Here is a 25640-nt window from a genome sequence, read left to right as displayed (position 1 = left end):
ACGGCGCTGATGGTTAATCATTGGTAAATGCCTGCGCGCCGCCGCGGTTAACGGATCAGAAGCCATCACGCGGCTGCGCGATTTTGACGCTGGATCGCGCCGTTGCCCAGATATTGCAGTGGTCATGCCATGATGGCCGACACGGTTGGCGCAGGTGAGCATAGATGAGGGTTTGGCGGGATTCCTGGCGGGTAGGCGGTGCGGCCGGACCTCGGATCGGACCATCAGTCCATTTCGAGACAGCCAGGCTGTCTGCGCTGTGCGCTTTTGGTACGCGCGCTGCGAACGTCTCGGCAGAAGTGCGTCATGGCAACTGACCGCCAAATCACGCGGCGTGGCGCCCTCGCGTTCGCCGTGGTCGCGCTGAGCGGGCCGTCGATCGCGCAAGCCGTGCCGTCGGCGCGGTCGCGGCTCGGTGCGAATTCGGCACGGTTCGCTGGCGCCTTCGTCAATTGGGGCGAGACCGGTCGCGAGCATGTGTTGCAGGGCTGGGAGAAGTGGCTCGACCGGCCGCGTTCGTCGGTGCTCGGCGTCGACTTCTACGGCCAGACCGGCTGGGAGGATTTTCACCGGCTGGATTGGGTGCCGGGGCTTTGGAAGAAGCTCAACCCGGCGCGCAATGTGGTCTGGTCGGTGCCGCTCACCATCACCGGCACGCCGCTTGCCGACGTCGCAAGCGGTGCGCACGACGCCGAGTTCGAGGCCGCTGCGCGCGCGATCGCGGCAGCACACCCCAAGGCGGTTATCCGCCTTGGCTGGGAGATGAACATCTCCAACATGGGCTGGTTCGCCAAGGGCCACGAGGACGACTACATCAAGGCGTTCCGCCGTGTGGTCGGAATCTTCCGGCGTCATTCGGCGGGCTTCAAGTTCGACTGGTGCCCCGGCTGGGGCCCGCAGGATATGCCGGCGGACGCCGCCTATCCCGGCGATGACGTCGTCGATTACATCGGTCTCGACGTCTATGATTTCAAATCGGACGACAGCGCCGCGGAACGCTGGACCAAGTCCTGTCTCAAGGCGCCGTTCGGACTGGAATGGCAGCGCGCCTTCGCACGAAGCCATCGCAAGCTGATGAGCTATCCCGAATGGGGCGTCGGCCAGTCCGGCGACAATGTCGTTTTCGTGCAGCGGATGCACGATTGGTTCGCCGCCAATCAGGCCGCGATCGCCTATGCGGCCTATTTCGATGTCGATGGTCTGTGGCCGACGCAGATCGACAACGGGCAGTTTCCGGAAGCAGGGCGTCTGTTCCGGAAGCTGTTTGCCGGCTGACCAGCTGTTGCGTCAGGCGGCCTTGGTGTTGGTCAGCAGCGTCAGCCCCATCTTCAGCTTGTCCTGAAGCGTACGCTGGGCGAGGCAGGTGAACAGGCACAGCTTGTCGCAGGCGACGGTCTCCTTGCGGCGGGCCTGGGCCTCTTCGCTGTACCAGATCTCGCGTGCGGTCTGGGTACGGACATTGCCGATCGGCCTGAAGAACCAGCACACTTCGAGCCGGCCGTCGGAGCGGATGAAGTAGTTTCGCATGCCGACGCGGCAGGGCATCACTTCTTTCGGCGCCTTCTCGCGGCGGAAATGGTTGGGCCAGGCCCGCAGCACGGCTTCGCCATTGAGGATCGGCGCACCCTCGCGCTTCAGGCGCAGCAGCTCGTCGCGGACCTTGACGAGGTCGTCGATCTCGCTCTCGCCGATCCACAGCTCGTCCTCGACTTCCTGCGTGCCTTGCTCGACCGGCTGGAAGCTCAGCGCGGTGGCGCCGATCTGCTGGATCCAGTCGACCATCTCCGGCAGCCGGCGGAAATTGAGCTTGTGCACGACAGGTTTGATGATGATCGGAAAGTCCAGGCCGGCGGCGCGGCGCTGCTCGGCGACGTTGCGGATGCCCTGCACGATCTCGCTCAGGGAATTCTCGACGCCGCGCGAGTAATTGTGGATGGTCGGATCGGTGGAGTCGATCGAGATGTTGATGTTGAACGGACGCGCCTCGACGGTCTGCGCCACGATCTTCTTGTTGAGATAGGCGCCGCCATTGGTGGTGACGCCCCAGTGAATGTCATTGTCGCGGCAGAACCGCAGCAGGTCGAGAAAGCCCTTCTTGATGTAGGGCTCGCCGCCGGCGAACTCGACGTGATAGGCGCCGATGAATTCCTTCAGGCTGGCGAGCGCGCGCTGCCATTCGTCGATCGTCATCTCGTCGCGATAGTTCGGGCGACGCCAGTAGTCGCAATAGCGGCATTTGTAATTGCAGCGCTCGACCACCTCGGCGAAGATCGCGGCTGGTCGCGTGACGTCGCGTCCGGTGCGCAGATACAGTTCTTCCGAGAGAGCGTTGCGGACGTGCTTGGTGCCGAGCGAGACGAGGTCGAGCGCTTTCAAGGTGAACCCCAGCTGTTGTGCTTTTGGGAAGAACGTGTTGATCCGCCAGCAACTCAGCAATTCGGATGCCAGCCGCGCCCTGGCTGCGCGTAGCGCCGCTCCTAGCGTGCTTCTTAACCCTAAGGAGCCGTTAAGGGGCATGATGCTGATGGGGCTCTATGGCGCTGATAGGCCCATCCAGGACGACAAACCGCGTCGTTAGACTTCTAATTAACCTTGCGACGAAGTTGCGCCGATGCATGCGGCTGCTGGAGCGGATTTTGCCATGAGGTCGCCGTAACGTTCGATCCGCGTCCGTATTGCCGTGGTGCTCGGCCAGTCCGGGACGATCTTGTCCCATTCTGACCTGTGCCGGGATGATGCGGTTTGCGGGTCGCGATTGCCAGGAGGGCATCGACATGTCGACCGAGCTTGCAGTGAGCGACCGCGCCTGGGTGACGACCTCACCCGCGCTCGACTGCACCGTCGAGACCGTGATCTGCATTCCGAGCTTTCGCCGCCCGCGGCACCTGCGATTGACCCTGGAATCCGTGGCGGCGCAGCGCACCGGGCGCAGCTTCGCGATCGTCGTGGTCGAGAACGACGCCGCGCGATGCGAGAGCGCGCCGGTCGCGGCCGAATTTCTCAATGCCGGCCGTCTCAACGGCATCTGCATCGTCGAGCCCCGGCAGGGCAATTGCCAGGCTATCAATGCGGCATTCGAGACTGCGCTCGGGACATTCCCGAACGCCCGGAATTTCCTGATGATCGACGACGACGAAGTCGCCTCGCCGGATTGGCTGGAGCGGATGCTGCACGCCGCCGAGACCTCGGGCGCTGATATCGTCGGCGGCCCGGTGTGGCCGAACTTCGATGACAAGCAGAAGGGCGATCTCGAGCGTCACCCGGCGTTCGCGCCGGCCTATCTGGCCAGCGGCCCGGTCCCGGTGATCTATGGTTGCGGCAACTGCCTGATCCGGCGCGCGGTGTTCGAACGGCTCGGACAGCCCGCCTTCGACCTGCGTTTCAACTTCCTCGGCGGCGGCGACCATGATTTCTTCGCGCGGGCGCGCCGCGCCGGCTTCCGCTTCTTCTGGGCCAAGGAGGCCGATATCAGCGAGACCGTTCCCTCGACCCGGACCAGCCTGGGCTGGATCGTGCGGCGCGGCTTGCGGATCGGGGCGATCAACTATCACATCGAGCGCAAGGCGGCGCAGACGGTCTGGTCGCGGGCGATCGTGAAGGCCAAGATGTTCGGTCTGGTGCCGTTCTCGCTGTATCGGTTTACGCGCATCGTGCTGCGCGAGCATCAGGCGGTGATCGCGATGCATCCGATGGTGGTCGCGGTGGGCAGCGCGCTTGCCGTGCTCGGCATCGAGCCGCAGCCTTACGCAGCCTCCAAGATCGCGTCGTGAACACGTCGTCCATCACCGCGGAGAGCCGGGCGCTGATCGCCGACATCTCGCGCCGGCCGGTGATGGACATCGTCCGCGGCACGCTCTTCATCGGCATCCTGCTGCTGGTCTGGATATCGCTGCGTCCGTTCGCGGATTTGAGCGGTTTCTATGTCGCCGACGTGGTCACCGGTCAGGATGCATTCCTGTACGGACTGTTCGGCGTGCTGATGGTCGCGATGCTGGTGCTGACCTTGCGCGACCACATGCCAGCGCTGAAGTCGCTGCTGACGCCGGCCTTTGTGGTGTTCGCCGGCTGGATCTGCGTCACCGTTGTGCTGTCGACCGATCCGGCCACCTCGCTGCGTCGCCTGGCACTGACGGTGTTCGTGGTCGTGGTGACCGCGACGCTGCTGCTGTTGCCGAAGTCGCAGGATGAATTGATGCGCTGGTTCGGCATTGCCGCGCTGGTCCTGCTGGTGACCTGCTATCTCGGCGTCTTCCTGGCACCGCAGCTGTCGATCCACCAGGCGACCGATGCGCAGGAGCCGGCGCTTGCCGGCACCTGGCGCGGCGTGTTCGGCCACAAGAACGTCGCGGCCGCCGTCATGACGATGCTGATCTTTCTCGGCATCTATCTGGTTCGCGCCGGCGGCTGGCTGTCGGGTATCGCCGTGACGGCGCTGGCGGCGGTGTTCCTGTTGTTCACCGCCGGCAAGAGCGCGATCGTGCTGTGCGTCGCCGTGCTGCTGCTGACCTCGCTGCTGCCGGTGATCCGCTCGTTCTGGGGCCGCGCGCTGCTGTTGCTGACGCCGCTGGTGCTGCTCAATCTGTTCAGCGTCGGCACGGTCATGAGTGACACGCTCGCTGCGATCGCCGACAAGATGCCGCTCGACACCTCCTTCACTGGCCGCGCCGACATCTGGTCCTTCGCGGTCGAATCGCTGCGTCAGCGATTGTGGACCGGCTATGGCTTCGAGGCGTTCTGGGGAACCAGCGCGATCCAGAACTTGCAGGAAGGCAAGGAGTGGGCGGGCTATGCCTCGCACAGCCACAATGGCTATCTCGACACCGCGCTGGGCACCGGGCTGCCCGGCCTCGTGCTGCTGATCGCGGCTGTCGTCATCAAGCCGCTGCGTGATTTCCAGGCCGCGGATCTCGGCGGCAATGACGCGCCGTTGACGATGCTGTTCCTGCGCATCTGGCTGTTCGGGCTCTACCTGTCGTCGATGGAGAGCTTCTTCCTGGATCGCGCGGATACGATCTGGGTCACGTTTCTGATCGCGGTGTTCGGGCTGCACTATCTCGCCCGGTTCCGGATGCGGGCTGAAACGCCCTAAAGCTGCGCGCGCACCGCGTTGGCGACGTCGATCCACCAACCGTCGAAATCAAACGGCAGGTGCACGGTCGTCCGCTTCAGTGCGGCGACGATCCGGTCGGCATAGACGGCACTGTCGGCGTCGCGTGGCACCAGCAGGATGGCGCCGCGGTCGATCAATTCCCTGAAACGCGGATGGTGGTCGAATTCGTCCGGCAGGGCCGGCCCGGTGACGATCAGCGGCCGGCCCGACTGCACGCAGGCGAGGATGCTCGAGCGCCGCGCCGTCAGGCCCTCCGCCAGCGAGTAGCAGAACACGTCGACCTCGCCGAGCAGGCCGAACACCGCATGATCGGAGGCGATGTAGCCGGAGACGATCACGTCGCCCTTCAACCCCAACTCGGCCACGCGGGCATAGAACTTCTGCTCGATATTGTCGGTGCCGCGGATGAAGGAGCCCACATAGACGATCAGGGGCCGCAAGCCCCGCTGTTTCAGGATCGCGCCGATCTCGAGCAGCCCGTTGGGCTGCTTGCCCGGATAGATCGAGCCGAAATGACCGATGATGAGCTGGCCATCGCCGCGGGCGCCGACGAGCCGCCGCAGCAGCATCGAGTCCTCGATGCCGGCGGGCGCGGCGATGTTCGGGGGCAGTGGCGCCAGCACGCATTTCCGCACCATGCGCCGCATGATCGGGTCACGGTCGAGCTCGCGGCGGACCAGCGGCGAGAACATCACGATGGTGTTGGCGAGCCACAATGCGGGGACATAGGTCAGCCGGCGGATGCCGTTGAGGCCGGCCCATTCGTGCTGGATCAGGACGACCTTGCGGCGGCGCAGCCGGGCGAACAGCAGTGCGAGCAGCGGCCGGATGATGACGCGCTTCCAGGCCACGATCGGGAAGTTGCAAACCACGCTGCGGGCACTGCCGACCGCGCGCCAGATCTCGCCGATCGTGCCGTCGGTCTGCGTCAGGGTTAACGCCGTGGTCGCGCCGGGCTCGATCTTCTCGATGGTTTCCTGCAGCAGGCGCGTGAACTGCCCGACGCCGCAATGCATCTGCGACCCGGCGCCAAGAAACAGCGCACGATATCGGGGGTTTTCACTCATCTTGCCTTGTTGATCCCGGCGATTGTCCTGGCGCCCGTTCCGGCAATGTCGCGGTTAGCCATATCGGCGAGACATTAGCTTTGGGTAACTCCGCGCGCATACGCGACGGCACCGTTCTTGCCAATCCCTGCTCGAGCGCTGCGCCTTCGTCCCGGAACGGGACATCAAATGAAACAAAACGGTGCAGCAGGAGCGCGACCATGACGACGGGCAAGATCTTCGCGAACTGGGATGACAACCATTCCAGGCTCTGGAGCCATCAGCCGATCCGGCTCGAGCATACCATGCACAAGCAGCCGGCGTTCTCGATGGACGATCTCGCCAGGCTGATCGAGCATTATCCGCGCGAGCATTACAGCCTGGTCAAGACCGGCGCCAAGGGTTCGAGCCGGGTCTGGCGCGAGGGCGAGATCGGCAGGCTGCGCGGGCATCAGGTGATCGAGGCGATCTCGCGCGGTGGCCTGTGGCTGAACCTGCGCAACGTCACCGCGATCGATCGCCGCTACCGCGACATGATCGAGCAGATGTTCGGCGAGATCGCCGCCAAGGTTCCGGGCTTCGACGCGCCGACCCATCAGGCCGGCATTCTGATTTCGTCGCCGGACGCGCAGATCTATTACCACGCCGATCTGCCGGGGCAGGGCCTGGTGCAGATCTCGGGCCGCAAGCGGGTCTACATCTATCCCAACACGCAGCCGTTCATCCGGCCCGAGCATCTCGAGAACATCGCGCTGTTCGACGTCGAGGTCGATATCCCCTACGAGCCCTGGTACGACTGGCATGCGCGGGTGATCGATCTCGAACCCGGCCAGATGCTGAACTGGCCGCTGAATGCGCCGCATCGGGTCGAGAACCTCGACACCGTCAACATCTCGATGACGATCTCCTATGTCAACGACGACATCCGCCGCGCGCAGATCCTGCATCTTGCCAACGGCATGCTGCGCCACCGCTTCGGCTACACGCCGCGCAGCCGCCGCATTCGCGGCCCGGTATTCTTCGCCAAGCAGGTGATGCAGAAGCTGCTGCGTGACGGACAGTGGGTGAAGCGCGAACGTGCCGTGCGGCGTCCGATCGACTTCCGTCTCGACGAGAGCGATCTCGGCAAGATCGTCGATCTGCCCAAGGCGGCGCTGGAGGCGGCGTAAGCGGGCTTGCCGGTAGCAGGTGCTGACATGACAGTCTTGACGACAGCAGTTGGAAAATTCGGGGCGCGGGCGTCCTCTTATGCGGTTGGCTTCGACGTCGAATTGATGTCGGATTGGGGGCAGGCGATGGCCCGCTGGGGCGCGTTCGATCCGCCGACCGTATTCCAGCATCCGCAGTGGTACGCTTCATGGTATCGAGCCTTTGCGGCGACCGATGGCATCGAGCCGCTGATCGCCCTCGTGTGCGATTCGTCGACCGGCGAACGCGCTGCGCTGCTGCCGCTGATCCGCCGGCGGGAGGCCGGCCTCCGCGTCATCGAGTTCGCCGATCTCAACCTCACCGATTTCAATGCGCCGGTGCTCGGCCCCGCCGCGCCACGCGACGAAACGGCAGCATGGCTGTTCTGGCAGGATTTGCAGGCGGCGCTGCGTGGGATGGATGGCGGTGCCGATCTGATCCGCCTGCGCAAGATGCCGCTCAAGTTGGCGGCGCGGGCCAACCCGCTGGCGCAGCTGGACGGGATCGGGCCGTCGGTGGTCAACGGCAATCTGCTCGCGATCGGTGACGACTACGATGCCTGGCGCAGTGAGCTGGACAGGAAGGTTCGCAAGGAGCTCGGACGAAGCTGGCGCGTGTTCACGCGGGATTCGTCCGCGGCCTTCGCAATCGCCGCGAGCACCGATGAAGCGATGAACGTGCTCTCGGTCACCGAGGTGCAGCAGGGCGACCGGCTGCTCGGTCTCGGGCTCAATTACGTGCTCGACAAGCAGGATTGCACCGCGTTCTATCGCGACCTCGTGCAGCGAGGCACCAGCAGCGGCTATGCGGTGATGACAGCGCTGACGACACGCGACGAGGTGGTGGCGACCCTGCTCGGGATCCGCACCGGTTCGCGCTACGTCATGATCCGCATCAGCAATGCCGGCGAAAAATGGTCGATGTGCTCGCCGGGCCGGCTGATCATCGACCGCACGATCGAGGCGCTGCACAGGGATGGCGTGCGGGAGTTCGATTTCTCGATCGGCAATTACAGCTACAAGCGCCGGTTCGGACCGCAGCGCACGCCGCTGGTCGATCTCGGCGCCGCCTTGAGCTGGCGCGGACAGCCTACCGCGCTACGCGACCGGGCCGTGCTGGCGCTGCGGCACTATCCGAAACTCACCGCGCGGCTGAAGCAGGCGCTCGGCAAGGCCACGCCGTCGCGCGAGGAAGACTGAATGAAGGGCGGCATCCCGAACGAGATGCCGCCCTTGTCGCTCAGCCCTGCGGCGGGTTGCCCGGCTCAGCCGTGCAGCTTAGCCATGAAGTTTCCTGGCGGTCTCCGCGATCATGCGGCCCTGGTAGCGGGCGCCGGCCAGCTCGTTCTCGCTGGGCTGTCGGCTGCCGTCGCCGCCGGTGATCGTGGTGGCGCCATAGGGCGCGCCACCGGTGACCTCGTCGAGTTTCATCTGGCCGGCAAAGCCGTAATTCAGACCGACCACCGTCATGCCGAAATGCAGCAGGTTGGTGATGATCGAGAACAGCGTGGTCTCCTGGCCGCCATGCTGGGTCGCGCTCGAAGTGAAGGCGCCGCCGACCTTGCCGTTCAGCGCACCCTTGGCCCACAGCCCGCCGGCCTGGTCGAGGAAGTTGGCCATCTGGGAGGCCATGCGGCCGAACCGGGTGCCGGTGCCGACGATAACAGCATCGTAATTGGCGAGGTCGTTGATCTCAGCGATCGGCGCCGCCTGGTCGAGCTTGTAGTACGAGGCCTTGGCGACGTCGGCCGGCACCAGCTCGGGCACGCGCTTGATGTCGACGGTCGCGCCAGCTTCGCGCGCGCCTTCCGCGACGGCCTTCGCCATCGCCTCGATGTGACCGTAGGCGGAATAATAGAGAACCAGAACCTTGGCCATGATGGCCTCCTTTTTGATGGGTTGAGGGAGATGTTTCGTGGGGAAGCATGCGCGGATGTCGATCCGCGCATGCAAAGTGAGAGGTGATCAGGCGGCGTCGACCAGCACGAGCTCGGCGTCCTCGAGCGCGGTGATCTTCAGCGTGGCTTCGTCGCGGATCGCGGCGCCGTCGCGGGCATTGACGCGCACGCCGTTGACTTCGATGCTGCCGGCCGCCGGCACCAGATAGAGGTGACGGGCCTTGTCGGCGGCATATTCCGCGCTCTCGCCAGCCTTCAGTGTGGTGGCGAGCACCCGCGCATTGGCCCGGATCGGCAGCGCGTCGCTGTCGCCTTCGATACCCGAGGCGATGGTGACGAGCTTGCCGGAGCGGTCGGCCTTCGGGAACGGCTTCGAACCCCAGGTCGGGTGGCCGCCCTTCGTGGTCGGCTCGATCCAGATCTGGAAGATCTTGGTTTTCGCCGGCTCCAGATTGTACTCGGAGTGGCGGATGCCGCTGCCGGCGCTCATCACCTGCACGTCGCCCGCTTCGGTGCGTCCCTTGTTGCCGAGCGAGTCCTGGTGTGTGATCGCACCTTCGCGAACATAGGTGATGATCTCCATGTTGGCGTGCGGATGCGCCGGGAAGCCGGAATTGGGCGCGATCTCATCATCGTTCCAGACCCGCAGCGCGCCGTGGCTGACATTGTCGGGATCGTAATAGTTCGCGAACGAGAAGTGGTGCTTGGCTTTCAGCCAACCGTGGTCGGCACCGCCGAGCTTTGCGAATGGTTTCAGTTCGATCATGGTCATTCCCCTTGATGTCGAATGTTTGGGAGGGGCCGGGCGCTGAGGCCCGGCGTCTCCGGAAAATTGTGCGATCAGGCGCCGAAGCCGCCGTCGACGTTGAGCACCGTGCCGGTCACGAACGAGGCTTCCGGGCTGGCCAGGAACAGGACGCCGGCGGCGACTTCCTCCGGCCGGCCGAAGCGTTGTAGCGCGTGCTGCAAGCGTTGCGTCTCGGCGAACTCGCCACCGTCCTTCGGGTTCATGTCGGTGTCGATCGAGCCGGGCTGCACCACATTCACCGTGATGCCGCGCGGTCCGAGGTCGCGCGCCGCGCCCTTGGTGTAACCGACGACGGCCGCCTTGGTGGCGACGTAGTCGGCAAGGCCCGGGAAGGAGGCGCGATCGGCCAGCATGGAGCCCACGGTGACGATGCGGCCACCTTCACCCATCAGCTTCGAGGCGGCACGGATCGCGGTGATCACGCCGTCGATGTTGATCGCTTCCTGACGGGCGAGCGTCGTCGTATCGGCCTTGGGATCGTCGACTGCGCCGCCGGATGCGACACCGGCATTGTTGACCAGGATGTCGAGCCGGCCAAAATCCTTGGCGACCGACTTCACCAGCTGATCAACATCGGCTGACGAGGCCTGGTCGGCCTTGTAGGCGCGGGCGTTGACGCCCTTGGCCTTCAATTCGGCGACGACCGCTTCCGCCTTCTCCGGAGAGGCGACATAACTGATCGCGACATTGGCGCCTTCGGTGGCGAGTGCGCGGGCGCTGGCGGCACCAATGCCGCGCGAACCACCGGTGACGAGGGCAACCTTGCCTGAGAGCTTGTTGGTCATTGGATTTCTCCATCGATTGAGTGGTTGAATTCGATGGCTCTTGGATATGCCTCCGGCTGTGGTATAGAAATAGAAACTATTGAAACTCATTGTTTCCATATTGAGTGGTCAGGATAGCACCCCATGTCGAAACTGCCGGACTTCGAGGCCCTCGCGATTTTCGCGAAAGTCGTGGAATTACGCTCGTTTGCGGCGGCCGCGACCGAGCTGTCGCTGTCCAAGGCGACGGTGTCGAAGGCGGTCTCCAGGCTTGAGGAGCGGCTTGGCGCGCGGCTGTTCAACCGCACCTCGCGGCGGCTGGCGCTGACCGATGCCGGCCAGAAATTGTCGGAGCGCGCCGCGCGGCTATTGGCCGACGGCGAGGCGGCGGAGAACGAGGCGCTGGCGCAATCGACCACGCCGCGCGGCCTGGTGCGGCTCGCGGTGCCGATGAGCTTCGGCATCAAGACGGTGGCACCGCTGCTGCCCGAATTCATGGAGGCCTATCCGGAGGTCTCGATCGATCTGCATCTCAGCGACGCCACGGTCGACCTGATCGGCGAGGGCTTTGATGCCGGCCTGCGCATCGCGCGGCTGCCTGACTCCTCGCTGATCGCGCGGCGGCTGTGCGGCATGCCGCGCTACACCGTGGCCGCGCCGTCCTACCTCAAGCGTTACGGCCGGCCGACACACCCGATGCATCTCGCCGAGCACAAATGCTTCGGCTACGCCTATCTCTCGACCCAGGGCGTCTGGCACTACACCAATGCGTCGGGCGAGCAGGCCAGCGTGCGCCCCGCCGGCCAGCTGCGGGTCAACAATGGCGAAGCGGTGATGCCGGCGCTGATCGCCGGGCTCGGCATCGCCGATCTGCCCGACTTCATCGTCGGCGACGCGATCGCAAGCGGCGAGGTCGAGGTCATCCTGAAAGGTTGGAAGCAGCCCGAGGGCGCCGTGCATCTCGTCACGCCGCCCGGCGGCCCGCGCCCCGCCCGCGTCGAGGTGCTGGCCGAATTTCTCGCCCGGCAATTTGCCAGGGGAAGAAGCGCGGGTCGTAAATCGTAGGGTGGGCAAAGCGAAGCGTGCCACCCTACGCGTCCATCGCACTTTCGGATCGGGTGCCGGGAACTTGGTTCCGGCGCGATCGGTCTTCACATTTAGTTGTCTGCACGAACGATCCTTGGCCCCATTCATTTGCCAGATTTGGAACGCGCCGCCGCGCGAAGCGTGTGCGCCACCAAGACACAAACTGGAAATCACAGGAGCCGGACATGCGATCGCAGCGGATCGTCCTGAGCCTTGCCATAGCGATCGGCGGAGCCGCCGCTAGCAACGCCGCATTCGCCGAGGACTATCGGGGAACCTGGGCACAGCAGATGGCGTGCACGCCGGATGTGTGGCGGCTTTGCAGCGACCAGGTGCCCGACGTGCAGCGCATCGTGGCCTGTCTGCGACAGAACACGCCGCAACTCTCCCATGGCTGCCGCGCCGTGTTCGAGTCGAACGCAAGCGTGCAGGAGCCGCAGACGCAAGGGCGCGCGCCGCGGCCCCAGATGCAGCAGCGGCCGCAGGCGCCGCAGCAGTTGCAGCCGGCGCCGCTTGCGCCGCCGCGGCCGTCGCTGGATGATGACGATAACTGATCCAGGAGCTGATGAAGTCAGGTCGAATGTTGGAGGCAGCGCGTTACGGCCGGACTTCGCAAACATCGACCCATTCGGCTGCGGTCAGTTCTGCCATCCTGTCCGGCGTGATACGGACCGCGCTGTGGGTCGAGCCCGCGGCCGGCACCACGACGTCGAATGCCTTCAGCGACACGTCGCAATAGATCGGCAGCGGCGTCTTCAGCCCGAATGGGCAGACGCCGCCGACTTCGTGGCCGGTGATGTCTGCGACCTCGTCGAGGCCGAGCATCTTCGGTTTGCCGCCGAACACCGCCTTGACCTTCTTGTTGTCCATCCGTGACGTGCCGGCGGCGACGATCAGCACCACGCGGTCGCCGACCCGCAGGCTCAGCGTCTTGGCGATCCGCGCCGGCTCGACGCCATAGGCCTCCGCCGCCAGCACGACGGTCGCTGAGCTCGTGGTGGATTCGATCACGGAGATATCGGGCGCCTTCTCGGCGAAGAAGGCGCGGACGGACTCGAGACTCATAACGCTCAGGACCTTGCTCGTCAGGATTTGGCAGACACCAGGGCGGGAAGCTCGGCGAGACCGTGGATCCGGTGATCGGGTACGACGCCGAGCTCGTCCATCTGGGTACGCAGCGCCTTGAACATCGTCAATGGGGCGACCGTCTCGCTGTCGACGCAGGCCAGCGCCATCGCCTCCGGTGTCACCCGCTCGATCCAGGCGACGGTGAGGCCGAACGCCTTGGCGCCGCAGGCGTCCCATGGGTTGGAGGAGATGAACAGCACCTCCGCCGGCGGGATCTTCAGCACGTCCTCGATCAGCGTGTAGGCTTCGGGCGCCGGTTTGAACACCTTGTGGGCATCGACGCTGATGGTCGCATCGAGCAGGCGGTCGAGCCCCGAATTGCGCACCAGCGCATTCAGCATGTCGGGGCTGCCGTTGGAGAGGATCGCGAGCTTCCTGTCCTTCATCGCCTCGAGCGCGGCGACCGCATCAGGGTACAGCGCGAGATGCCGATATTTGTCGATAATGCGGGCGAACGTCGCCTCGTCATATTGCAGGCCGAGGCTGCGCAGCGTGTAGGCGAGCGAGTCGCGGGTGACGGTCGCGAAATCCTGGTAGCGCCGCATCAACGAGCGCAGCCAGGAATATTCGAGCTGCTTGAGGCGCCAGATTTGCGTGATGATGTCGCCATAGCCGGGGAACGCGTCCTCGGTGACATCGGCGACCGACTGCACGTCGTAGAGCGTGCCATAGGCGTCGAAGACGATTGCCTTGATGCTCATTGTCTTTACCCCTTCGTCCCGACCGCCGCGCGATCGGGACGCCGAGGGCGCGGTGCAGGGACCGCCTTATATACCCAAAATCTTGCGCGCGTTGGCCTTCAGGACCTTCGGCCGGATCTCCTCGCGGATGTCGAGTTTTGCAAAATCGGCGAGCCAGCGGTCCGGCGTGATCACCGGCCAGTCGGAGCCGAACAGCATCTTGTCCTGCAGGATCGAGTTGATGTAGCGCACCAGGATCGGCGGGAAGTATTTCGGCGACCAGCCGGACAGGTCGATATAGACGTTCGGCTTGTGGGTCGCGACCGACAGCGCCTCTTCCTGCCAGGGGAAGGAAGGGTGCGCCAGGATGATCTTGAGGTCGGGGAAGTCCGCCGCGACGTCGTCCATGTACATCGGGTTGGAATATTTCAGCCGCATTCCCATGCCGCCGGGCATGCCGGAGCCGACGCCGGTCTGGCCGGTGTGGAACAGCGCGATCGCGCCGCCATCATTGATCGCCTCATAGAGCGGATAGGCCAAGCGGTCGTTGGCGTAGAAGCCCTGCATGGTCGGATGGAATTTGAAGCCGCGGACGCCGTAGTCCTCGATCAGCTTGCGCGCCTCGCGGACGCCGAGCTTGCCCTTGTGCGGGTCGATCGAGACGAACGGGATCAAAACGTCGAGATGATCGGAGGCGACCTCCAGCATCTCCATGTTGTTGTAGCGGCGAAAGCCGGTCTCGCGTTCGGCATCGACCGGGAAGATCACCGCGGCGATGTTCTTGGCGCGGTAATAGGCCGCGGTCTCCGGCACCGTCGGCGGATGCTTGTGCGGCGACTTGAAATAGTCGGCCATCTGCGCCTGGAAGTCGTCATAGCCGTCGTCGCCATGCATGCCGCAGGGCTCCTCGGCATGGGTGTGGATGTCGATCGCGACGACTTTCTCGATGTCGGGCAGTTTGAGCTTGGGCATTCGGCTTCCCCGGCGGCGTGTTTGTTGGTGATGGAAAATAATTATACTATATAACGATCTTCGCAAGCGCTCTGGAGCGACGCCGATGCGGTCCGCGCTGGGTTCGTTGGCGAGGTCGTCCGGTGTGACGGGCTCAAGCCGGACAGGCAGCCACGATTCGCTGGCCAGGGTGCGATCGTCGGGGCGCAGGGTTCAGATGGGCTCTTGGCAGGGGCTACGGCGGAGCCGCCGTTTCCGAAGCAATCTCAACGGCGTGGTGGCCTGACCTGCGCGGGTTCCAGAACAGGGTATGGCCGAAAAGCAGCCCGTCTCGGTTGACATTTAACGGTCTGATGGCTTAGAAACCGGCCCGTCCCGGGCGGCAGGCCGCTTGTCGGGATAAATCCCATTTTGCCACCTTTCGGCATTGATCAGGTACGGCCTCCAACACGGGCCTTTCGAAGTAACAGGATTGTCCCATGAAGGTCCGTAACTCGCTGAAGTCGCTGCGCGGCCGCCATCGCAACAACCGTCTGGTCCGTCGCAAGGGCCGCGTCTACGTGATCAACAAGGTCCAGCGCCGCTTCAAGGCGCGCCAGGGTTGATCGGAGAGGCTGATCCCGCTGGGATCACCGGCTGCTTGCAATCCTTCACAGGTCTTTGAGGCCGCGCTGCTTTGCAGTGCGGCTTTGTGCGTCTACACTCCCGCGATGGGATTGAACTTCCTCGCGCCTTCCAACCGCCTGTTGGCGATCCTGATCGCCACGTTGCTGGCCGGACCTGCTTTGAATTTGTCGGTCGCCGCCGCCGCGCAGGACGATCCGCGGGTGGTCCCGCCCCCCAAGGCCCAGAAGAAACTGCCTGAAGCCCCGACCAAGCTGCCGACCGTTCCGGCCGACCGCACCCGCGGGCTGGATTTCCTGTTCGGCGCGCTGAAGGCGGCGCCCGACGAGGACAGTGCCCGCCATGTCGAGGCGCGGATCTGGGCGCTTTGGCTGCAAACCCCGAGCGATACCGCGGCGCTCTTGATGGCGCGTGCCAAGGCCGCGATCGACGCCCAGAACGTTGATGTCGCGCTGAAGCTGCTGGACGCCGTGATCAAGCTCCGGCCGGACTACGTCGAGGCCTGGAACCGGCGTGCGACGATCTATTATCTGAAGAACGACTATGTCCGTTCGCTGGGCGATTTGCAGCAGGTGCTGGCCCGCGAACCCCGCCATTTCGGCGCGCTGGCAGGTGTCGGCATGATCATGCAGGACATGGGCGACGACAAACGCGCGCTCGAGGCCTTCCGCAAGGCGCTGGCCGTCGACCCCTACCTCGAAAAGGTGCCGCAGATCGTCAAGCAGCTGACCGAAAAGGTCGAAGGCCGCGACATCTGATGATTTCGTGCGATTGATTGCGCTCGCGGTCGGTGGCCGCGAAATGGGCACGTTGCTCGCGAGCCGAAGCCTGCCCGCGATACGGTCCGCGCAGGAGGCTAGTGCAGGAACTTGCCGCGGGCCGCGCTGTCCTGGGCAACGGCAGCATAGAATTGCTGAAGCTCCGCTTCCAGGTGCTCGTTGACGAGCAACAGCGCCTTCAGGGCGCCGCGCAGGTCGCCATTGCAGCTTGCCACGATCTGGTCGATGGCCGCGTCGCTTGGGTCGGAAATCATGGTACTCCTCCGATTACTTCCCGTTGAACTCGTGGTGCGGACGCGGGTTCCTGTGAATCTTGCGCACAAGCCCGGCAGTACCCCGGTGGTGGCGTCCCGGTCGCGATGAAGCCTCGCGTCTGATGGCGAAATTGCCACCGACAATCTATGAAATTACTAATGACGCAGGTATGAACCCGCTATCCACAGGCTGGGCGCATTGTGGACAACTCGGCGCAGGGGGCGCGCGCCGACCCGCCCAATCGGGCCTGGCCTCGCCAGCCGGACCGTCAAGCCCGGGCCGAACCTTATCATTAGGCTAAAGGTTGATTGCTCTCGCCCACTGGTTGCGACACAAGGCAACTGGCTGGGGAGAAGACAATTTAATGAAATCGATTGTTGCTGCGGCGCTTTGCGTCGCATTGGGCGGCTGCGCGTCGGTGACGCGCGGCACCACTGAAACCATTTCCATTGCATCGACGCCGTCGGGCGCAACTGCCGATATCGCGGGATTGGAGATTCCGACCGCCTGCGTCACGCCGTGCGCAATCCAGGCCAAGCGCAACGCCGACATCGTCGTGACGATCAGCAAGGACGGCTATCAATCGCAGATCATTCCGCTGACCAAGGACATCAGCGGATCCGGCGGGGCGGGCTTTGCCGGAAATCTGTTGCTTGGCGGCGTGGTCGGCATGGGCGTCGATGCCGCAACCGGTGCGGCGCTCGATCACAAGCCCAATCCGGTGATCGTGACGTTGCAACCCGCGGCACCGCCGCCGCCGCCACGTCCGCCCCGGCGCCGGGGGAAGCCGGTCTCGTAGCGATTGGACGAGCGCAGCCAAAGCGGGATAGCATCGAAACCGGCTCTTGCCTCCGCCGTAGCTTTGCGGTGCGCAGGATCATCCGGATCGTCTTGATGCTCGCTTTGATCGTCATGCTGGCGGTGGCCGGGCTGGCGCTGGCGACACAGTTCGGCGTCCAGCTGATCCAGCGCGCCTTTCCGCCCCAGGGGCGCATGGTGGATGTGTCGGGCGCGCGGCTGCATGTCGTCGAGCTCGGCCCGCGCGATGCCGCGGGGCCGCCGATCGTGATGCTGCATGGCGCAAGCTCCAATCTGCGCGCGATGCAGCCGCTCGGCGAGCGCATTGCCAAGACGCGTCGGGTGATCCTGATCGACCGGCCCGGCCATGGCTGGAGCACGCGGGAGCACGCTGCGGATTCGACGCCCGTGATCCAGGGCCGGATGATCATGGAGGCGCTGGGCAAGATCGGGGTCGACCGCGCGATCGTGGTGGCGCATTCCTGGGCCGGCGCGCTCGGCCTGCGCATGGCGCTGGATTATCCGGATCGCGTCGCCGGCCTCGTGCTGCTCGCACCGGTCGCCTATTCCTGGCGCGGTGGTGCCGGCCGCTACAATGATGTGATCTCGACGCCGCTGATCGGCCCGTTGCTCGCGCACACGATCACGCTGCCGCTGGGTCTCCTCGTCGCCAATTCGGGCGCGCAGGGCGTGTTCGCACCGCAGCCGATGCCGGCCGATTTCATCCGCGACAGCGCCACATTGCTGTTGCTGCGCCCGCGCGAATTCATTGCCAATGCGCGTGACCTCGTCACGCTGAAAGCCGCCGTGATCGAGCAGGCTCCGCGTTACGCGGAGATCAAGGCCCCGATCACCATCATCTCGGGCGACGTCGACAAGACGGTCTCGACCGGCATCCATTCGCGGCCGCTGGCCGCGACGGTACCTGACGCCAAGCTCGTCGTGCTGCCTGACGTCGGCCACATGGTGCAGTACGCCGCGCCCGATCGCGTGGCCTCCGAGATCGAGGCGATGGCCGGCCAGATGACGCGGCGCGTTGAGACGGCACAATAGCTGCCGGTCGTCTGCCGCGCGAATGTGATCCGGCCAGGCTTGCGCCGCCGCGTGGCGGCGAACATCATGCGGGCCGCGTGGCCTCGGACATCAAAGGACGCCTCTCATGCGGATCGACAACATCGCCGACCTCATCGCTGAAACCCTTGCCCAGGCCGGCGTGAAACGCATCTATGGCGTCGTCGGCGACAGCCTCAACGGCCTGACCGAGGCGTTGCGCAAGCGCGGCACCATCGACTGGCTGCATGTGCGCCACGAGGAGGTGGCGGCGTTCGCCGCCGCCGCCGAATCCCAGATTACCGGCGATCTCGCGGTGTGCGCGGGCTCCTGTGGGCCGGGCAATCTCCACCTCATCAACGGCCTGTTCGACGCGCACCGCAGCCGCACGCCGGTGCTGGCGCTGGCGGCGCAGATCCCCTCCGCCGAGATCGGCGGCGGCTATTTCCAGGAGACCCATCCGCAGGACCTGTTCCGGGAATGCAGCCATTATTGCGAACTGGTGTCCGATCCGGCGCAACTGCCCTACATGCTGGAGAACGCGATCCGCGCCGCGGTCGGCAAGCGCGGCGTCGCGGTGCTGGTGCTGCCCGGCGATGTCGCGATGAAGCCGGCGCCGAAGCGCGACATCGCGCCCAACGCCGGTCTGCTGCCGCCGGTCCCGGTGGTGCGTCCGGCCGATGCCCAATTGAATGCGCTGGCCGCGCTGCTCAATGGCGCGAAGCGTGTCACGCTGTTCTGCGGCCGCGGCTGCGCCGGCGCGCATGACGGCCTGCTCAAGCTCGCCGAGACGCTGAAGAGCCCGATCGTGCACGCGCTCGGCGGCAAGGAATATGTCGAATACGACAATCCCTACGATGTCGGCATGACCGGCTTCATCGGGTTTTCCTCCGGCTACGCCGCGATGCACGGCTGCGACGTGCTGCTGATGCTCGGCACCGACTTCCCCTACAAGCAGTTCTTCCCGACCGTCATCAGCATCGCGCAGGTCGATCTCCGCCCGGAAAATCTTGGCCGCCGCTGCAAGCTCGATCTCGGCATCGTCGGCGACGTCGGCGAGACCATCGCGGCCCTGCTGCCGAAGCTGAACCCGAAGACCGACCGCAAGTTTCTCGACGCCAGCCTCGCGCATTACAAGGACGCCCGTGCCGGCCTCGATGATCTCGCCCGCGGCAAGCCGGGGCAAAAGCCGATCCACCCGCAATATCTGGCGCGTCTGCTCAGCGAGCAGGCCAGCGAGGACGCGGTGTTCACCGCCGATGTCGGCACGCCGACGATCTGGGCCGCGCGTTACCTGAAGATGAACGGCCGCCGCCGGCTGGTCGGCTCCTGGGTGCACGGCTCGATGGCGAATGCGATGGCGCATGCGATTGGCGCCCAGGCGGCGCAACCCGGACGGCAGGTGGTGTCGATGTCCGGCGACGGCGGCTTCGCCATGCTGATGGGCGATCTGATCACGCTGACCCAGGCGAAACTGCCGGTGAAGGTCGTGATCTTCAACAACAGCGTGCTCGGCTTCGTCGCGCTGGAGATGAAGGCGGCCGGCTTCATCGAGACCGGGGTCGACCTGAAGAATCCGGATTTCGCGGCGATGGCCCGCGCCATGGGCATTCACGGCGTCAGGGTCGAGGATCCCGGCGAACTCGAGGGCGCGATCCGCGACGTCTTCGCGCATGACGGCCCGGCGGTGCTCGACGTCGTCACCGCGACGCAGGAACTGTCGATGCCGCCGACCATCACGCTGGAGCAGGTCAAGGGCTTCAGCCTGTGGGTGCTGCGCGCCGTGATGAGCGGCCGTGGCGACGAGGTGGTCGATCTCGCCAAGACCAATCTGTTGCCGCGCTGATCGCGCAATGACGTCCGCCCCGGGAGCTGCGCCGGGGCGGATGCGTGACCGATCCGGTCGGTTACTGCTTCTGCTTGCCGTCCTTGTCGAACGACGACACATAGGTCCACAGATTGTTGGCCTCGGTCTCGTTCTTGATGCCGGCGAACGCCATCTTGGTGCCGGGGATCTTGGCCTTCGGATCCTTGATGTATTCGAGGAACTGGTCCTTGTTCCAGGTGATGCCGGAATTCTTGTTGGCATCGGAATAATTGTAGTCCGGCGCGGAACCGGAGTGGCGGCCGTCGAGGCCGTTGAGCTCGGGGCCGACCTTGTTCTTGGCGCCTTCGCCGATCGCGTGGCAGGCGAGGCATTTGTTGAACGAGGTCTTGCCGGCGGCGGCATCCTGCGCCAGCGCGGAGGATGCGGTGGCCAGCGATGTGACGACCGCCAGCGCGCTCAAGGTCTTTAGGTTCATGGGGTTCTCTTCGTTTCGTCCCGGGGGTAGTGATCTTTTGTGGCATGTCCGGCTTGGACAGGACAAGCCACGAAACTTTGACAGGTTTCACGGCCGCCTGCTTGTCTCAGAGAGAACTCGCCATTGCGGCGCGGGACAATCCGACCTTCGGCCGGCTCACCGAAACAGGTGCAGAGCTGATTGATTTGGCGTAACAAATCGGCCAAGGCGGAGACCTTCGAGGGAATAGCGATGTCCATCATGATGCCGGCGGCCGACCAGGCCGTGCTTGCGCGCCGCGCCGAGATCGTGGCCGCCCTGCGCGCCATCGTTCCGGGCGAGGGCGTGATCGACAGCGCCGCCGAGATGCTGGCCTATGAATCCGACGGCCTGACCGCCTATCGGCAGCCGCCGATGGTGGTGGTGCTGCCCGACACCAGCGAGCAGGTCTCAAAGGTCCTCAAATATTGCCAGCAGCAGGGCATCAAGGTGGTGCCGAGGGGCTCCGGCACCTCGCTGTCCGGCGGAGCGCTGCCGCTCGCCGATGGCGTGCTGCTCGGCCTCGGCAAGTTCAAGCGGATCCGCGAGATCGATTTCGACAACCGCGTCGTTGTCACCGAGCCCGGCGTCACCAACCTGGCGATCAGCCAGGCGGTCGCCCATGCCGGCTTCTATTACGCCCCCGATCCGTCGTCGCAGATCGCCTGTTCGATCGGCGGCAATGTCGCGGAGAACTCCGGCGGCGTGCACTGCCTGAAATACGGCATGACCACCAACAACGTGCTGGGTTGCGAGATCGTGCTGATGTCGGGCGAGATCCTGCGGATCGGCGGCAAGTCGGCCGAGAATGCCGGCTACGATTTGATGGGCATCATCACCGGTTCCGAGGGCCTGCTCGGCGTCATCACCGAGATCACGGTGCGCATCCTGCAAAAGCCGGAGACGGCGCGGGCGCTGATGGTCGGCTTCGCCGAGGTCGAGGCGGCCGGCGAATGCGTGGCTGCGATCATCGGTGCCGGCATCATCCCGGGCGGCATGGAGATGATGGACAAGCCCGCGATCCACGCCGCGGAGGCCTTCGTCCATGCCGGCTATCCGCTCGACGTCGAGGCGCTGCTGATCATCGAGCTCGACGGTCCGCAGGTCGAGGTCGATGAATTGATCAAGCGGGTCGAGGCGATCGCGCAGGGTTGCGGCTCGACTTCATGCCTGATCTCGACCTCGGAGGCCGAGCGCAATCTGTTCTGGGCCGGCCGCAAGGCCGCATTCCCCGCGGTCGGGCGCATCTCGCCGGACTATCTCTGCATGGACGGCACCATCCCGCGCGGCGCGTTGCCGAAGGCGCTGGCGCGGATTCGTGAGCTGTCGGAGAAATACGGCCTCGGTGTTGCCAACGTGTTCCACGCCGGCGACGGCAATCTGCACCCCCTGATCCTCTATGATGCCAACAAGCCCGGCGAGATCGAGAAGGCCGAGGCGTTCGGCGCCGATATCCTGCGCTGCTGCGTCGAGCTCGGCGGCGTGCTGACCGGCGAACATGGCGTCGGCATCGAGAAGCGCGATCTGATGCCGGAGATGTTCAGCGAGATCGATCTCAACCAGCAACAGCGCCTGAAATGCGCCTTCGACGCCCAGGGCCTGCTCAACCCCGGCAAGGTGTTTCCGACCCTGCACCGCTGCGCCGAACTCGGCCGCGTCCACGTCCACGCCGGCAAGCTGGCGTTTCCGGATATCCCGCGGTTTTAGGGCGTGTGCGTCTCGCTTTCTATCCGCGTGCTTCGGGTTGCAATCAGACATGGTAGTTTCCGATCGGCGCATCCCGTGGACTGATCGATGGTCTTTCTCCTTGCGGTTGTTGGTCTGATCGTCATCGGCGTGAAGTGCGTCCACGAATGGCGTGCCTCGAAGGGCGATCTACCAAGGAAAGTTGTGGTCTGTATTGGCGGAGTCTGCGCGCTCTGCTTTCTGGCACAGTTCTCAATCGGTGCCCTCCCATCCGAATTTCTTGAGCATATTGAATTCCCGAATGCACCGGGCGGAGACCGCCTCACGGCGCCGGATGGCCGGGTCTTTATCGTGAGTGTGCCGCTCGCCCGTGTGCAGCGGTATGGCCCCGATGGCTTCGAGAAAGGCTTTATGTATCACCAGAAGGCCGACGGCTTTGCGGTGTCGCCATCGGGAAACATCTTGATTTGCACGCTGGGCAAGGTGTTGTTCACCTACGATCCAGATGGTTCCGAGATCCTGCCTCGGGGATCGTGCGAACAAGGATTTGGAGCTTCGCCGTCAACCTATTCGAGCCACGCCAGGGTCCCAGTCATTGCATTTAATTGGTTCTCGGCAGTCGCTGTGCCGCTTTGGCATCCAGTTGCGGCATGGTTGATCGCCGTCCTGACAGCCCTCCTTTACTGGCTCTTGGTGAAATCGCGACCTGCTTAGGTCGATCGGTAAAGTCTTCTGGATCATCCTTCCGATCCGATAACCTTAACTGATGCCTGCCACGGCAGGTGATCCGGCTGCCGCGGTGTGTCACTGCAATTGTCGCTTGCACCGTTTACACCGCCTTCAACTGTTGCTCGGTATTTTGCCGGGATGAACGCCTTTACCGACACATCAATGCCCAGCCTGGCCGATCAGCTGGCGCTTGCGCGCAATCGGCCGGCGGGTTTCGATTACATGCGGATCGTGCTGGCGGCGACGATCATCGGGCTGCACAGCCTGAACGTGACGCTCGGACTCGGCCAGGCGCTGCAAGTGCAGAGCACGCTTCGTATCGGCGTCGCGATGATCCTCGCGCTGTTCTTTGCCCTCAGCGGGTTCCTGGTGACGGCGAGCCTGCTCCGGTGCAAGAGCCTGATTTCCTTCCTCGGCCTGCGCCTGCTTCGGATCGGGCCGGCGCTCGCGGTCGAGACCACGCTGTCGGCGATCATCATCGGTTCGCTGTTCACCGAACTGCCGCTGGCGCAATATTTCGCCGACCCGAAATTCCACGCCTATTTCCTCAATATCATAGGCGACATCCAGTACGAATTGCCCGGCGTGTTCCTCAACAATCCGCTGCCGAATCTGGTGAATTGCCAGCTCTGGACCGTGCCGTATGAGCTGTGGTGCTACGTCATCCTGGCGCTGCTCGCGGTGACCGCGATTGCCTTCAACAGGGTGGCGTATCTCGCGTTCATGGTGATCGCCCAGATCGGACTGATCGGCTACGACATCTATTGCTGGGACGTGGTGCCGATCCAGCTTCGCCCCCATCTGCTGGTGTTCGCATTCCTTGCCGGCGTCGGCTTCTATCTCTGGCGCGACAAGGTGCCGTACAATCGGACCGTCTGCCTGTTCGCGCTGGTGCTGTGCGCGGCCGGCATGGCCACCGGACGCGGCGATGCGCTGGCTCCGGTGCCGGCCGCCTATGTCGCCTGCTATTTCGGCCTGATGAACCCGCGGCGGAGCTGGATCGTGTCGTCGGGAGATTACTCCTACGGGCTCTATCTCTATGGCTTCGTCATCCAGCAATGCGCAGCCGCCTTCGGTCCGTTGCAGCACTGGTATCTGAACCTGCTGGTCAGCCTGCCGCTCTCTTTTGGCGTCGCGATGGCGTCCTGGCATCTGGTCGAGAAACATGCGTTGCGGCTTCGGGGCCGGGTCGAGGCGCTCGAGGCTGCGGCGCTGTCGCGGCTTTCGATCATGGGCTTCTGGCGAGGTTCGCCCGAGCGCAGTGAGCTGCGGGCTAACCTCGGTAACAGCAGCGCTTCGATCTGACCGAGCGCGCGGGAAGGCAATCCTCCCGCGCGCCATGGGTCAGAGCAGCGTGTACTGCGTCCGTTCGCGCTTGGCCAGCAGCGGCAGCGCCTGCTCCGCGATGTAGGTCTTGAAGTAGGCGCTCTCCGCATGCGCCTTGAACGCCGCTTCATCCTGGAACAATTCGTAGAACAGGAATTGCGCCGGATTGTCCTTGCCGCGGCCGATCAGGAACAGCTTGGTGCCGGGGTCCTTCTGCGCCTCGGGCAGGAAGCCGTCGAGGATCTGCGCGACCTTGTCGGCCTGTCCTTCCTTGGCTTCCCATTGCGCCACGACCAGAAGGCCTGCCGTGTTGATCGCGTCGCTGATGGTTCTCGTGCTCATCGCATAGTGCTTCATGTGTCGTCCTCCGTTGCTTTGCTCCGATCGAGCTTGCGATCCGGCCCAGGGCGAGACGCCGGCGATCGTCATGATCGCCGCGAGCGAGCCGATGGCCGATCGTCGGGTGAGCATCATCGTCGTGGTCGTGACTTCCGAACGTTTCATGATTGCCTCCAGATGATTGCTGCCGAGCGACGTGCCGGCCGAACCGCGAGGCGAGAGATAGTGGATCGTCCGGCGCGCTCGGTTAGGCGGCGATCGAAGTGTCGATGTCGTGAACATTTCGATCATGATCGAAGCGTCACGGCCGCGCGGCGTGCCACAAGGGGATGATTTCGACCGAGGACGGAGCCGGCCATGCAGACCATCGCACCTGAGCTTGCCGACCTGGCCGCCCTGATCGCCGATCCCGGACGGGCCGGCATCCTGTCGCGGCTGATGGACGGGCGCGCGCAGACCGCAAGCGAGCTGGCACGGGTCGCCGGCGTGACACCACAGACCGCGAGCTGGCATCTTGCCCGGCTGGTCGAGCGCGCGCTGCTCAAGGTCGAGCGGCGGGGCCCGCGCCGCTTCTACCGGCTCGCCACCCCGCTGGTTGCGCAAATGCTCGAGGGGATGATGACGGTTGCAGCGATCGATCCGTATCCATCTCGCCCGCCGCCGCGGATCGATGCGGAGATGCGCCGGGCCCGGACCTGCTACGACCATCTCGCCGGCGAGCTAGGCGTCGCGGTCACCGAGGCGATGCGGGAACATGGCCATCTCGAGCTGGACCAGGAGGCCGGCGAACTGACCGCCTCGGGCCGCGCATTGCTCGGTGATCTCGGTATCGACCTCCGTGCGCCGGCGCGCAGCCGGCGGGTCCTGTGCCGGCCCTGCCTCGACTGGAGCGAGCGGCGTCCGCATCTGGCCGGGCGGGCAGGCGCCGCGATCGCCGACCTCGCATTGCAGCGGGACTGGATCCGGCGCCGGCCGCAAGGCCGCTCCGTCGAGATCACCGAGGCCGGACTTGCCGCATTCAGAGATCTGTTCGGCGCGCGCATTTGATTTCGGAGCCAAATTTCGATACCGCCTT

The 25640-nt window shown here is 64.7% G+C and carries 27 protein-coding genes; 16 read left to right on the top strand and 11 right to left on the bottom strand.

Features of this window, described 5'->3' with window-relative positions:
• Nucleotides 1-306 precede the first annotated feature (306 nt).
• Nucleotides 307-1275, top strand: a complete 969-nt coding sequence (locus CWS35_RS00490; RefSeq protein WP_100950179.1) for a hypothetical protein — start codon at nt 307-309, stop codon at nt 1273-1275.
• A 12-nt stretch (nt 1276-1287) separates the two neighbouring features.
• Here the strand turns inward: CWS35_RS00490 and CWS35_RS00485 are convergent, their stop codons facing one another.
• Nucleotides 1288-2376: a radical SAM protein gene (locus tag CWS35_RS00485; RefSeq protein WP_100950177.1), complete on the bottom strand. Its 1089-nt coding sequence runs from the start codon at nt 2374-2376 to the stop codon at nt 1288-1290.
• A gap of 398 nt (nt 2377-2774) precedes the next feature.
• On the opposite strand from CWS35_RS00485, the gene CWS35_RS00480 reads away from it, so the two are divergent.
• Nucleotides 2775-3770, top strand: a complete 996-nt coding sequence (locus tag CWS35_RS00480) for a glycosyltransferase family 2 protein (protein WP_100955923.1) — start codon at nt 2775-2777, stop codon at nt 3768-3770.
• Nucleotides 3767-5089 carry an O-antigen ligase gene (locus tag CWS35_RS00475; RefSeq protein ID WP_100950175.1) on the top strand — a complete coding sequence of 441 codons (1323 nt, stop codon included), beginning with the start codon at nt 3767-3769 and terminating at the stop codon, nt 5087-5089. Before CWS35_RS00480 ends, CWS35_RS00475 begins: the two co-directional genes overlap by 4 nt.
• Here the strand turns inward: CWS35_RS00475 and CWS35_RS00470 are convergent.
• Complete coding sequence (locus tag CWS35_RS00470; RefSeq protein WP_043855264.1) at nt 5086-6177, bottom strand: glycosyltransferase; 1092 nt, start codon at nt 6175-6177, stop codon at nt 5086-5088. The genes CWS35_RS00475 and CWS35_RS00470 overlap by 4 nt on opposite strands.
• 200 nt (nt 6178-6377) lie before the next feature.
• Between CWS35_RS00470 and CWS35_RS00465 the strand changes: the two genes are divergently transcribed.
• Nucleotides 6378-7325: a cupin-like domain-containing protein gene (locus CWS35_RS00465; RefSeq protein WP_100950173.1), complete on the top strand. Its 948-nt coding sequence runs from the start codon at nt 6378-6380 to the stop codon at nt 7323-7325.
• A 27-nt stretch (nt 7326-7352) separates the two neighbouring features.
• Nucleotides 7353-8543, top strand: coding sequence for a GNAT family N-acetyltransferase (locus tag CWS35_RS00460; RefSeq protein WP_100950171.1), 1191 nt, complete (start codon nt 7353-7355; stop codon nt 8541-8543).
• 78 nt (nt 8544-8621) lie between these two features.
• Here CWS35_RS00460 and wrbA read toward each other — a convergent pair whose 3' ends face one another.
• The 3 genes from wrbA to CWS35_RS00445 form a co-directional block, all read right to left on the bottom strand.
• Entirely contained in the window at nt 8622-9221 is a 600-nt protein-coding gene (wrbA, locus tag CWS35_RS00455) for an NAD(P)H:quinone oxidoreductase (RefSeq protein ID WP_100950169.1), read from the bottom strand.
• A gap of 87 nt (nt 9222-9308) precedes the next feature.
• A complete protein-coding gene (locus tag CWS35_RS00450; RefSeq protein WP_024581195.1) occupies nt 9309-10007 on the bottom strand; it encodes a pirin family protein in 699 nt (232 codons plus the stop codon).
• A gap of 74 nt (nt 10008-10081) precedes the next feature.
• Nucleotides 10082-10834, bottom strand: a complete 753-nt coding sequence (locus tag CWS35_RS00445) for an SDR family NAD(P)-dependent oxidoreductase (RefSeq protein ID WP_024581194.1) — start codon at nt 10832-10834, stop codon at nt 10082-10084.
• A gap of 123 nt (nt 10835-10957) precedes the next feature.
• Here CWS35_RS00445 and CWS35_RS00440 point away from each other — a divergent pair, with 123 nt between their 5' ends.
• The gene (locus CWS35_RS00440; protein WP_024581193.1) at nt 10958-11878 is read left to right on the top strand and encodes a LysR family transcriptional regulator; all 921 of its coding nucleotides are present in this window, start codon (nt 10958-10960) and stop codon (nt 11876-11878) included.
• A 206-nt stretch (nt 11879-12084) separates the two neighbouring features.
• Entirely contained in the window at nt 12085-12453 is a 369-nt protein-coding gene (locus CWS35_RS00435) for a hypothetical protein (RefSeq protein WP_210202755.1), read from the top strand.
• Nucleotides 12454-12496: 43 nt separating this feature from the next.
• Here CWS35_RS00435 and CWS35_RS00430 read toward each other — a convergent pair whose 3' ends face one another.
• From CWS35_RS00430 to CWS35_RS00420, 3 genes are all read right to left on the bottom strand, one after another.
• Nucleotides 12497-12964 carry a YbaK/EbsC family protein gene (locus tag CWS35_RS00430; RefSeq protein ID WP_024581191.1) on the bottom strand — a complete coding sequence of 156 codons (468 nt, stop codon included), beginning with the start codon at nt 12962-12964 and terminating at the stop codon, nt 12497-12499.
• A 20-nt stretch (nt 12965-12984) separates the two neighbouring features.
• On the bottom strand, nt 12985-13728 hold the full coding sequence (locus CWS35_RS00425) for a haloacid dehalogenase type II (RefSeq protein WP_024581190.1): 744 nt from the start codon (nt 13726-13728) through the stop codon (nt 12985-12987).
• A 66-nt stretch (nt 13729-13794) separates the two neighbouring features.
• Nucleotides 13795-14679 carry an amidohydrolase family protein gene (locus CWS35_RS00420; protein WP_024581189.1) on the bottom strand — a complete coding sequence of 295 codons (885 nt, stop codon included), beginning with the start codon at nt 14677-14679 and terminating at the stop codon, nt 13795-13797.
• Nucleotides 14680-15137: 458 nt separating this feature from the next.
• On the opposite strand from CWS35_RS00420, the gene ykgO reads away from it, so the two are divergent.
• On the top strand, nt 15138-15263 hold the full coding sequence (gene ykgO / locus CWS35_RS00415; RefSeq protein WP_002718645.1) for a type B 50S ribosomal protein L36: 126 nt from the start codon (nt 15138-15140) through the stop codon (nt 15261-15263).
• Between the two features lie 105 nt (nt 15264-15368).
• A complete protein-coding gene (locus CWS35_RS00410) occupies nt 15369-16040 on the top strand; it encodes a M48 family metallopeptidase (protein WP_100950165.1) in 672 nt (223 codons plus the stop codon).
• A gap of 98 nt (nt 16041-16138) precedes the next feature.
• Here CWS35_RS00410 and CWS35_RS39380 read toward each other — a convergent pair whose 3' ends face one another.
• Nucleotides 16139-16315 (bottom strand): hypothetical protein, encoded by a 177-nt coding sequence (locus CWS35_RS39380; protein ID WP_168200249.1) that lies wholly within the window; start codon nt 16313-16315, stop codon nt 16139-16141.
• A gap of 365 nt (nt 16316-16680) precedes the next feature.
• Between CWS35_RS39380 and CWS35_RS00405 the strand changes: the two genes are divergently transcribed.
• The 3 genes from CWS35_RS00405 to poxB all read left to right on the top strand — a co-directional run bounded on the left by CWS35_RS00405 (nt 16681) and on the right by poxB (nt 20010).
• Complete coding sequence (locus CWS35_RS00405) at nt 16681-17115, top strand: translation initiation factor 2 (protein ID WP_100950163.1); 435 nt, start codon at nt 16681-16683, stop codon at nt 17113-17115.
• Nucleotides 17116-17210: 95 nt separating this feature from the next.
• A complete protein-coding gene (locus tag CWS35_RS00400; protein WP_100955922.1) occupies nt 17211-18167 on the top strand; it encodes an alpha/beta fold hydrolase in 957 nt (318 codons plus the stop codon).
• 106 nt (nt 18168-18273) lie between these two features.
• A complete protein-coding gene (gene poxB, locus CWS35_RS00395; protein ID WP_100950161.1) occupies nt 18274-20010 on the top strand; it encodes a ubiquinone-dependent pyruvate dehydrogenase in 1737 nt (578 codons plus the stop codon).
• 61 nt (nt 20011-20071) lie between these two features.
• Here poxB and cycA read toward each other — a convergent pair whose 3' ends face one another.
• A complete protein-coding gene (gene cycA, locus CWS35_RS00390; protein WP_100950159.1) occupies nt 20072-20467 on the bottom strand; it encodes a cytochrome c-550 CycA in 396 nt (131 codons plus the stop codon).
• A gap of 231 nt (nt 20468-20698) precedes the next feature.
• Here cycA and CWS35_RS00385 point away from each other — a divergent pair, with 231 nt between their 5' ends.
• The 3 genes from CWS35_RS00385 to CWS35_RS00375 all read left to right on the top strand — a co-directional run bounded on the left by CWS35_RS00385 (nt 20699) and on the right by CWS35_RS00375 (nt 24205).
• The gene (locus tag CWS35_RS00385) at nt 20699-22192 is read left to right on the top strand and encodes an FAD-linked oxidase C-terminal domain-containing protein (protein ID WP_100950157.1); all 1494 of its coding nucleotides are present in this window, start codon (nt 20699-20701) and stop codon (nt 22190-22192) included.
• 87 nt (nt 22193-22279) lie between these two features.
• On the top strand, nt 22280-22885 hold the full coding sequence (locus CWS35_RS00380; RefSeq protein WP_024581182.1) for a hypothetical protein: 606 nt from the start codon (nt 22280-22282) through the stop codon (nt 22883-22885).
• 177 nt (nt 22886-23062) lie between these two features.
• Complete coding sequence (locus CWS35_RS00375) at nt 23063-24205, top strand: acyltransferase (RefSeq protein ID WP_245438815.1); 1143 nt, start codon at nt 23063-23065, stop codon at nt 24203-24205.
• Nucleotides 24206-24244: 39 nt separating this feature from the next.
• On the opposite strand, the gene CWS35_RS00370 is transcribed toward CWS35_RS00375, so the two are convergent.
• Nucleotides 24245-24730, bottom strand: a complete 486-nt coding sequence (locus CWS35_RS00370; RefSeq protein ID WP_245438813.1) for a putative quinol monooxygenase — start codon at nt 24728-24730, stop codon at nt 24245-24247.
• A gap of 192 nt (nt 24731-24922) precedes the next feature.
• Here CWS35_RS00370 and CWS35_RS00365 point away from each other — a divergent pair, with 192 nt between their 5' ends.
• Entirely contained in the window at nt 24923-25612 is a 690-nt protein-coding gene (locus CWS35_RS00365; protein ID WP_100950153.1) for a helix-turn-helix transcriptional regulator, read from the top strand.
• Nucleotides 25613-25640: the final 28 nt, after the last annotated feature.

The sequence above is a fragment of the Bradyrhizobium sp. SK17 genome, assembly GCF_002831585.1.
Taxonomy (GTDB): Bacteria; Pseudomonadota; Alphaproteobacteria; order Rhizobiales; family Xanthobacteraceae; genus Bradyrhizobium.
This window is presented reverse-complemented; position numbering and strand designations above follow the sequence as displayed.

Excerpts from the sequence above, each read along its gene's own strand:
- CWS35_RS00490 (WP_100950179.1), top strand. The coding sequence starts at position 307 with ATGGCAACTGACCGCCAAATCACGCGGCGTGGCGCCCTCGCGTTCGCC.
- CWS35_RS00480 (WP_100955923.1), top strand. The coding sequence starts at position 2,775 with ATGTCGACCGAGCTTGCAGTGAGCGACCGCGCCTGGGTGACGACCTCA.
- CWS35_RS00470 (WP_043855264.1), bottom strand. The coding sequence starts at position 6,177 with ATGAGTGAAAACCCCCGATATCGTGCGCTGTTTCTTGGCGCCGGGTCG.
- CWS35_RS00465 (WP_100950173.1), top strand. The coding sequence starts at position 6,378 with ATGACGACGGGCAAGATCTTCGCGAACTGGGATGACAACCATTCCAGG.
- CWS35_RS00460 (WP_100950171.1), top strand. The coding sequence starts at position 7,353 with ATGACAGTCTTGACGACAGCAGTTGGAAAATTCGGGGCGCGGGCGTCC.
- wrbA (WP_100950169.1), bottom strand. The coding sequence starts at position 9,221 with ATGGCCAAGGTTCTGGTTCTCTATTATTCCGCCTACGGTCACATCGAG.
- CWS35_RS00450 (WP_024581195.1), bottom strand. The coding sequence starts at position 10,007 with ATGATCGAACTGAAACCATTCGCAAAGCTCGGCGGTGCCGACCACGGT.
- CWS35_RS00445 (WP_024581194.1), bottom strand. The coding sequence starts at position 10,834 with ATGACCAACAAGCTCTCAGGCAAGGTTGCCCTCGTCACCGGTGGTTCG.
- CWS35_RS00440 (WP_024581193.1), top strand. The coding sequence starts at position 10,958 with ATGTCGAAACTGCCGGACTTCGAGGCCCTCGCGATTTTCGCGAAAGTC.
- CWS35_RS00435 (WP_210202755.1), top strand. The coding sequence starts at position 12,085 with ATGCGATCGCAGCGGATCGTCCTGAGCCTTGCCATAGCGATCGGCGGA.
- CWS35_RS00430 (WP_024581191.1), bottom strand. The coding sequence starts at position 12,964 with ATGAGTCTCGAGTCCGTCCGCGCCTTCTTCGCCGAGAAGGCGCCCGAT.
- CWS35_RS00425 (WP_024581190.1), bottom strand. The coding sequence starts at position 13,728 with ATGAGCATCAAGGCAATCGTCTTCGACGCCTATGGCACGCTCTACGAC.
- CWS35_RS00420 (WP_024581189.1), bottom strand. The coding sequence starts at position 14,679 with ATGCCCAAGCTCAAACTGCCCGACATCGAGAAAGTCGTCGCGATCGAC.
- ykgO (WP_002718645.1), top strand. The coding sequence starts at position 15,138 with ATGAAGGTCCGTAACTCGCTGAAGTCGCTGCGCGGCCGCCATCGCAAC.
- CWS35_RS00410 (WP_100950165.1), top strand. The coding sequence starts at position 15,369 with ATGGGATTGAACTTCCTCGCGCCTTCCAACCGCCTGTTGGCGATCCTG.
- CWS35_RS39380 (WP_168200249.1), bottom strand. The coding sequence starts at position 16,315 with ATGATTTCCGACCCAAGCGACGCGGCCATCGACCAGATCGTGGCAAGC.
- CWS35_RS00405 (WP_100950163.1), top strand. The coding sequence starts at position 16,681 with ATGAAATCGATTGTTGCTGCGGCGCTTTGCGTCGCATTGGGCGGCTGC.
- CWS35_RS00400 (WP_100955922.1), top strand. The coding sequence starts at position 17,211 with ATGCTCGCTTTGATCGTCATGCTGGCGGTGGCCGGGCTGGCGCTGGCG.
- poxB (WP_100950161.1), top strand. The coding sequence starts at position 18,274 with ATGCGGATCGACAACATCGCCGACCTCATCGCTGAAACCCTTGCCCAG.
- cycA (WP_100950159.1), bottom strand. The coding sequence starts at position 20,467 with ATGAACCTAAAGACCTTGAGCGCGCTGGCGGTCGTCACATCGCTGGCC.
- CWS35_RS00385 (WP_100950157.1), top strand. The coding sequence starts at position 20,699 with ATGTCCATCATGATGCCGGCGGCCGACCAGGCCGTGCTTGCGCGCCGC.
- CWS35_RS00380 (WP_024581182.1), top strand. The coding sequence starts at position 22,280 with ATGGTCTTTCTCCTTGCGGTTGTTGGTCTGATCGTCATCGGCGTGAAG.
- CWS35_RS00375 (WP_245438815.1), top strand. The coding sequence starts at position 23,063 with ATGCCCAGCCTGGCCGATCAGCTGGCGCTTGCGCGCAATCGGCCGGCG.
- CWS35_RS00370 (WP_245438813.1), bottom strand. The coding sequence starts at position 24,730 with ATGAAACGTTCGGAAGTCACGACCACGACGATGATGCTCACCCGACGA.
- CWS35_RS00365 (WP_100950153.1), top strand. The coding sequence starts at position 24,923 with ATGCAGACCATCGCACCTGAGCTTGCCGACCTGGCCGCCCTGATCGCC.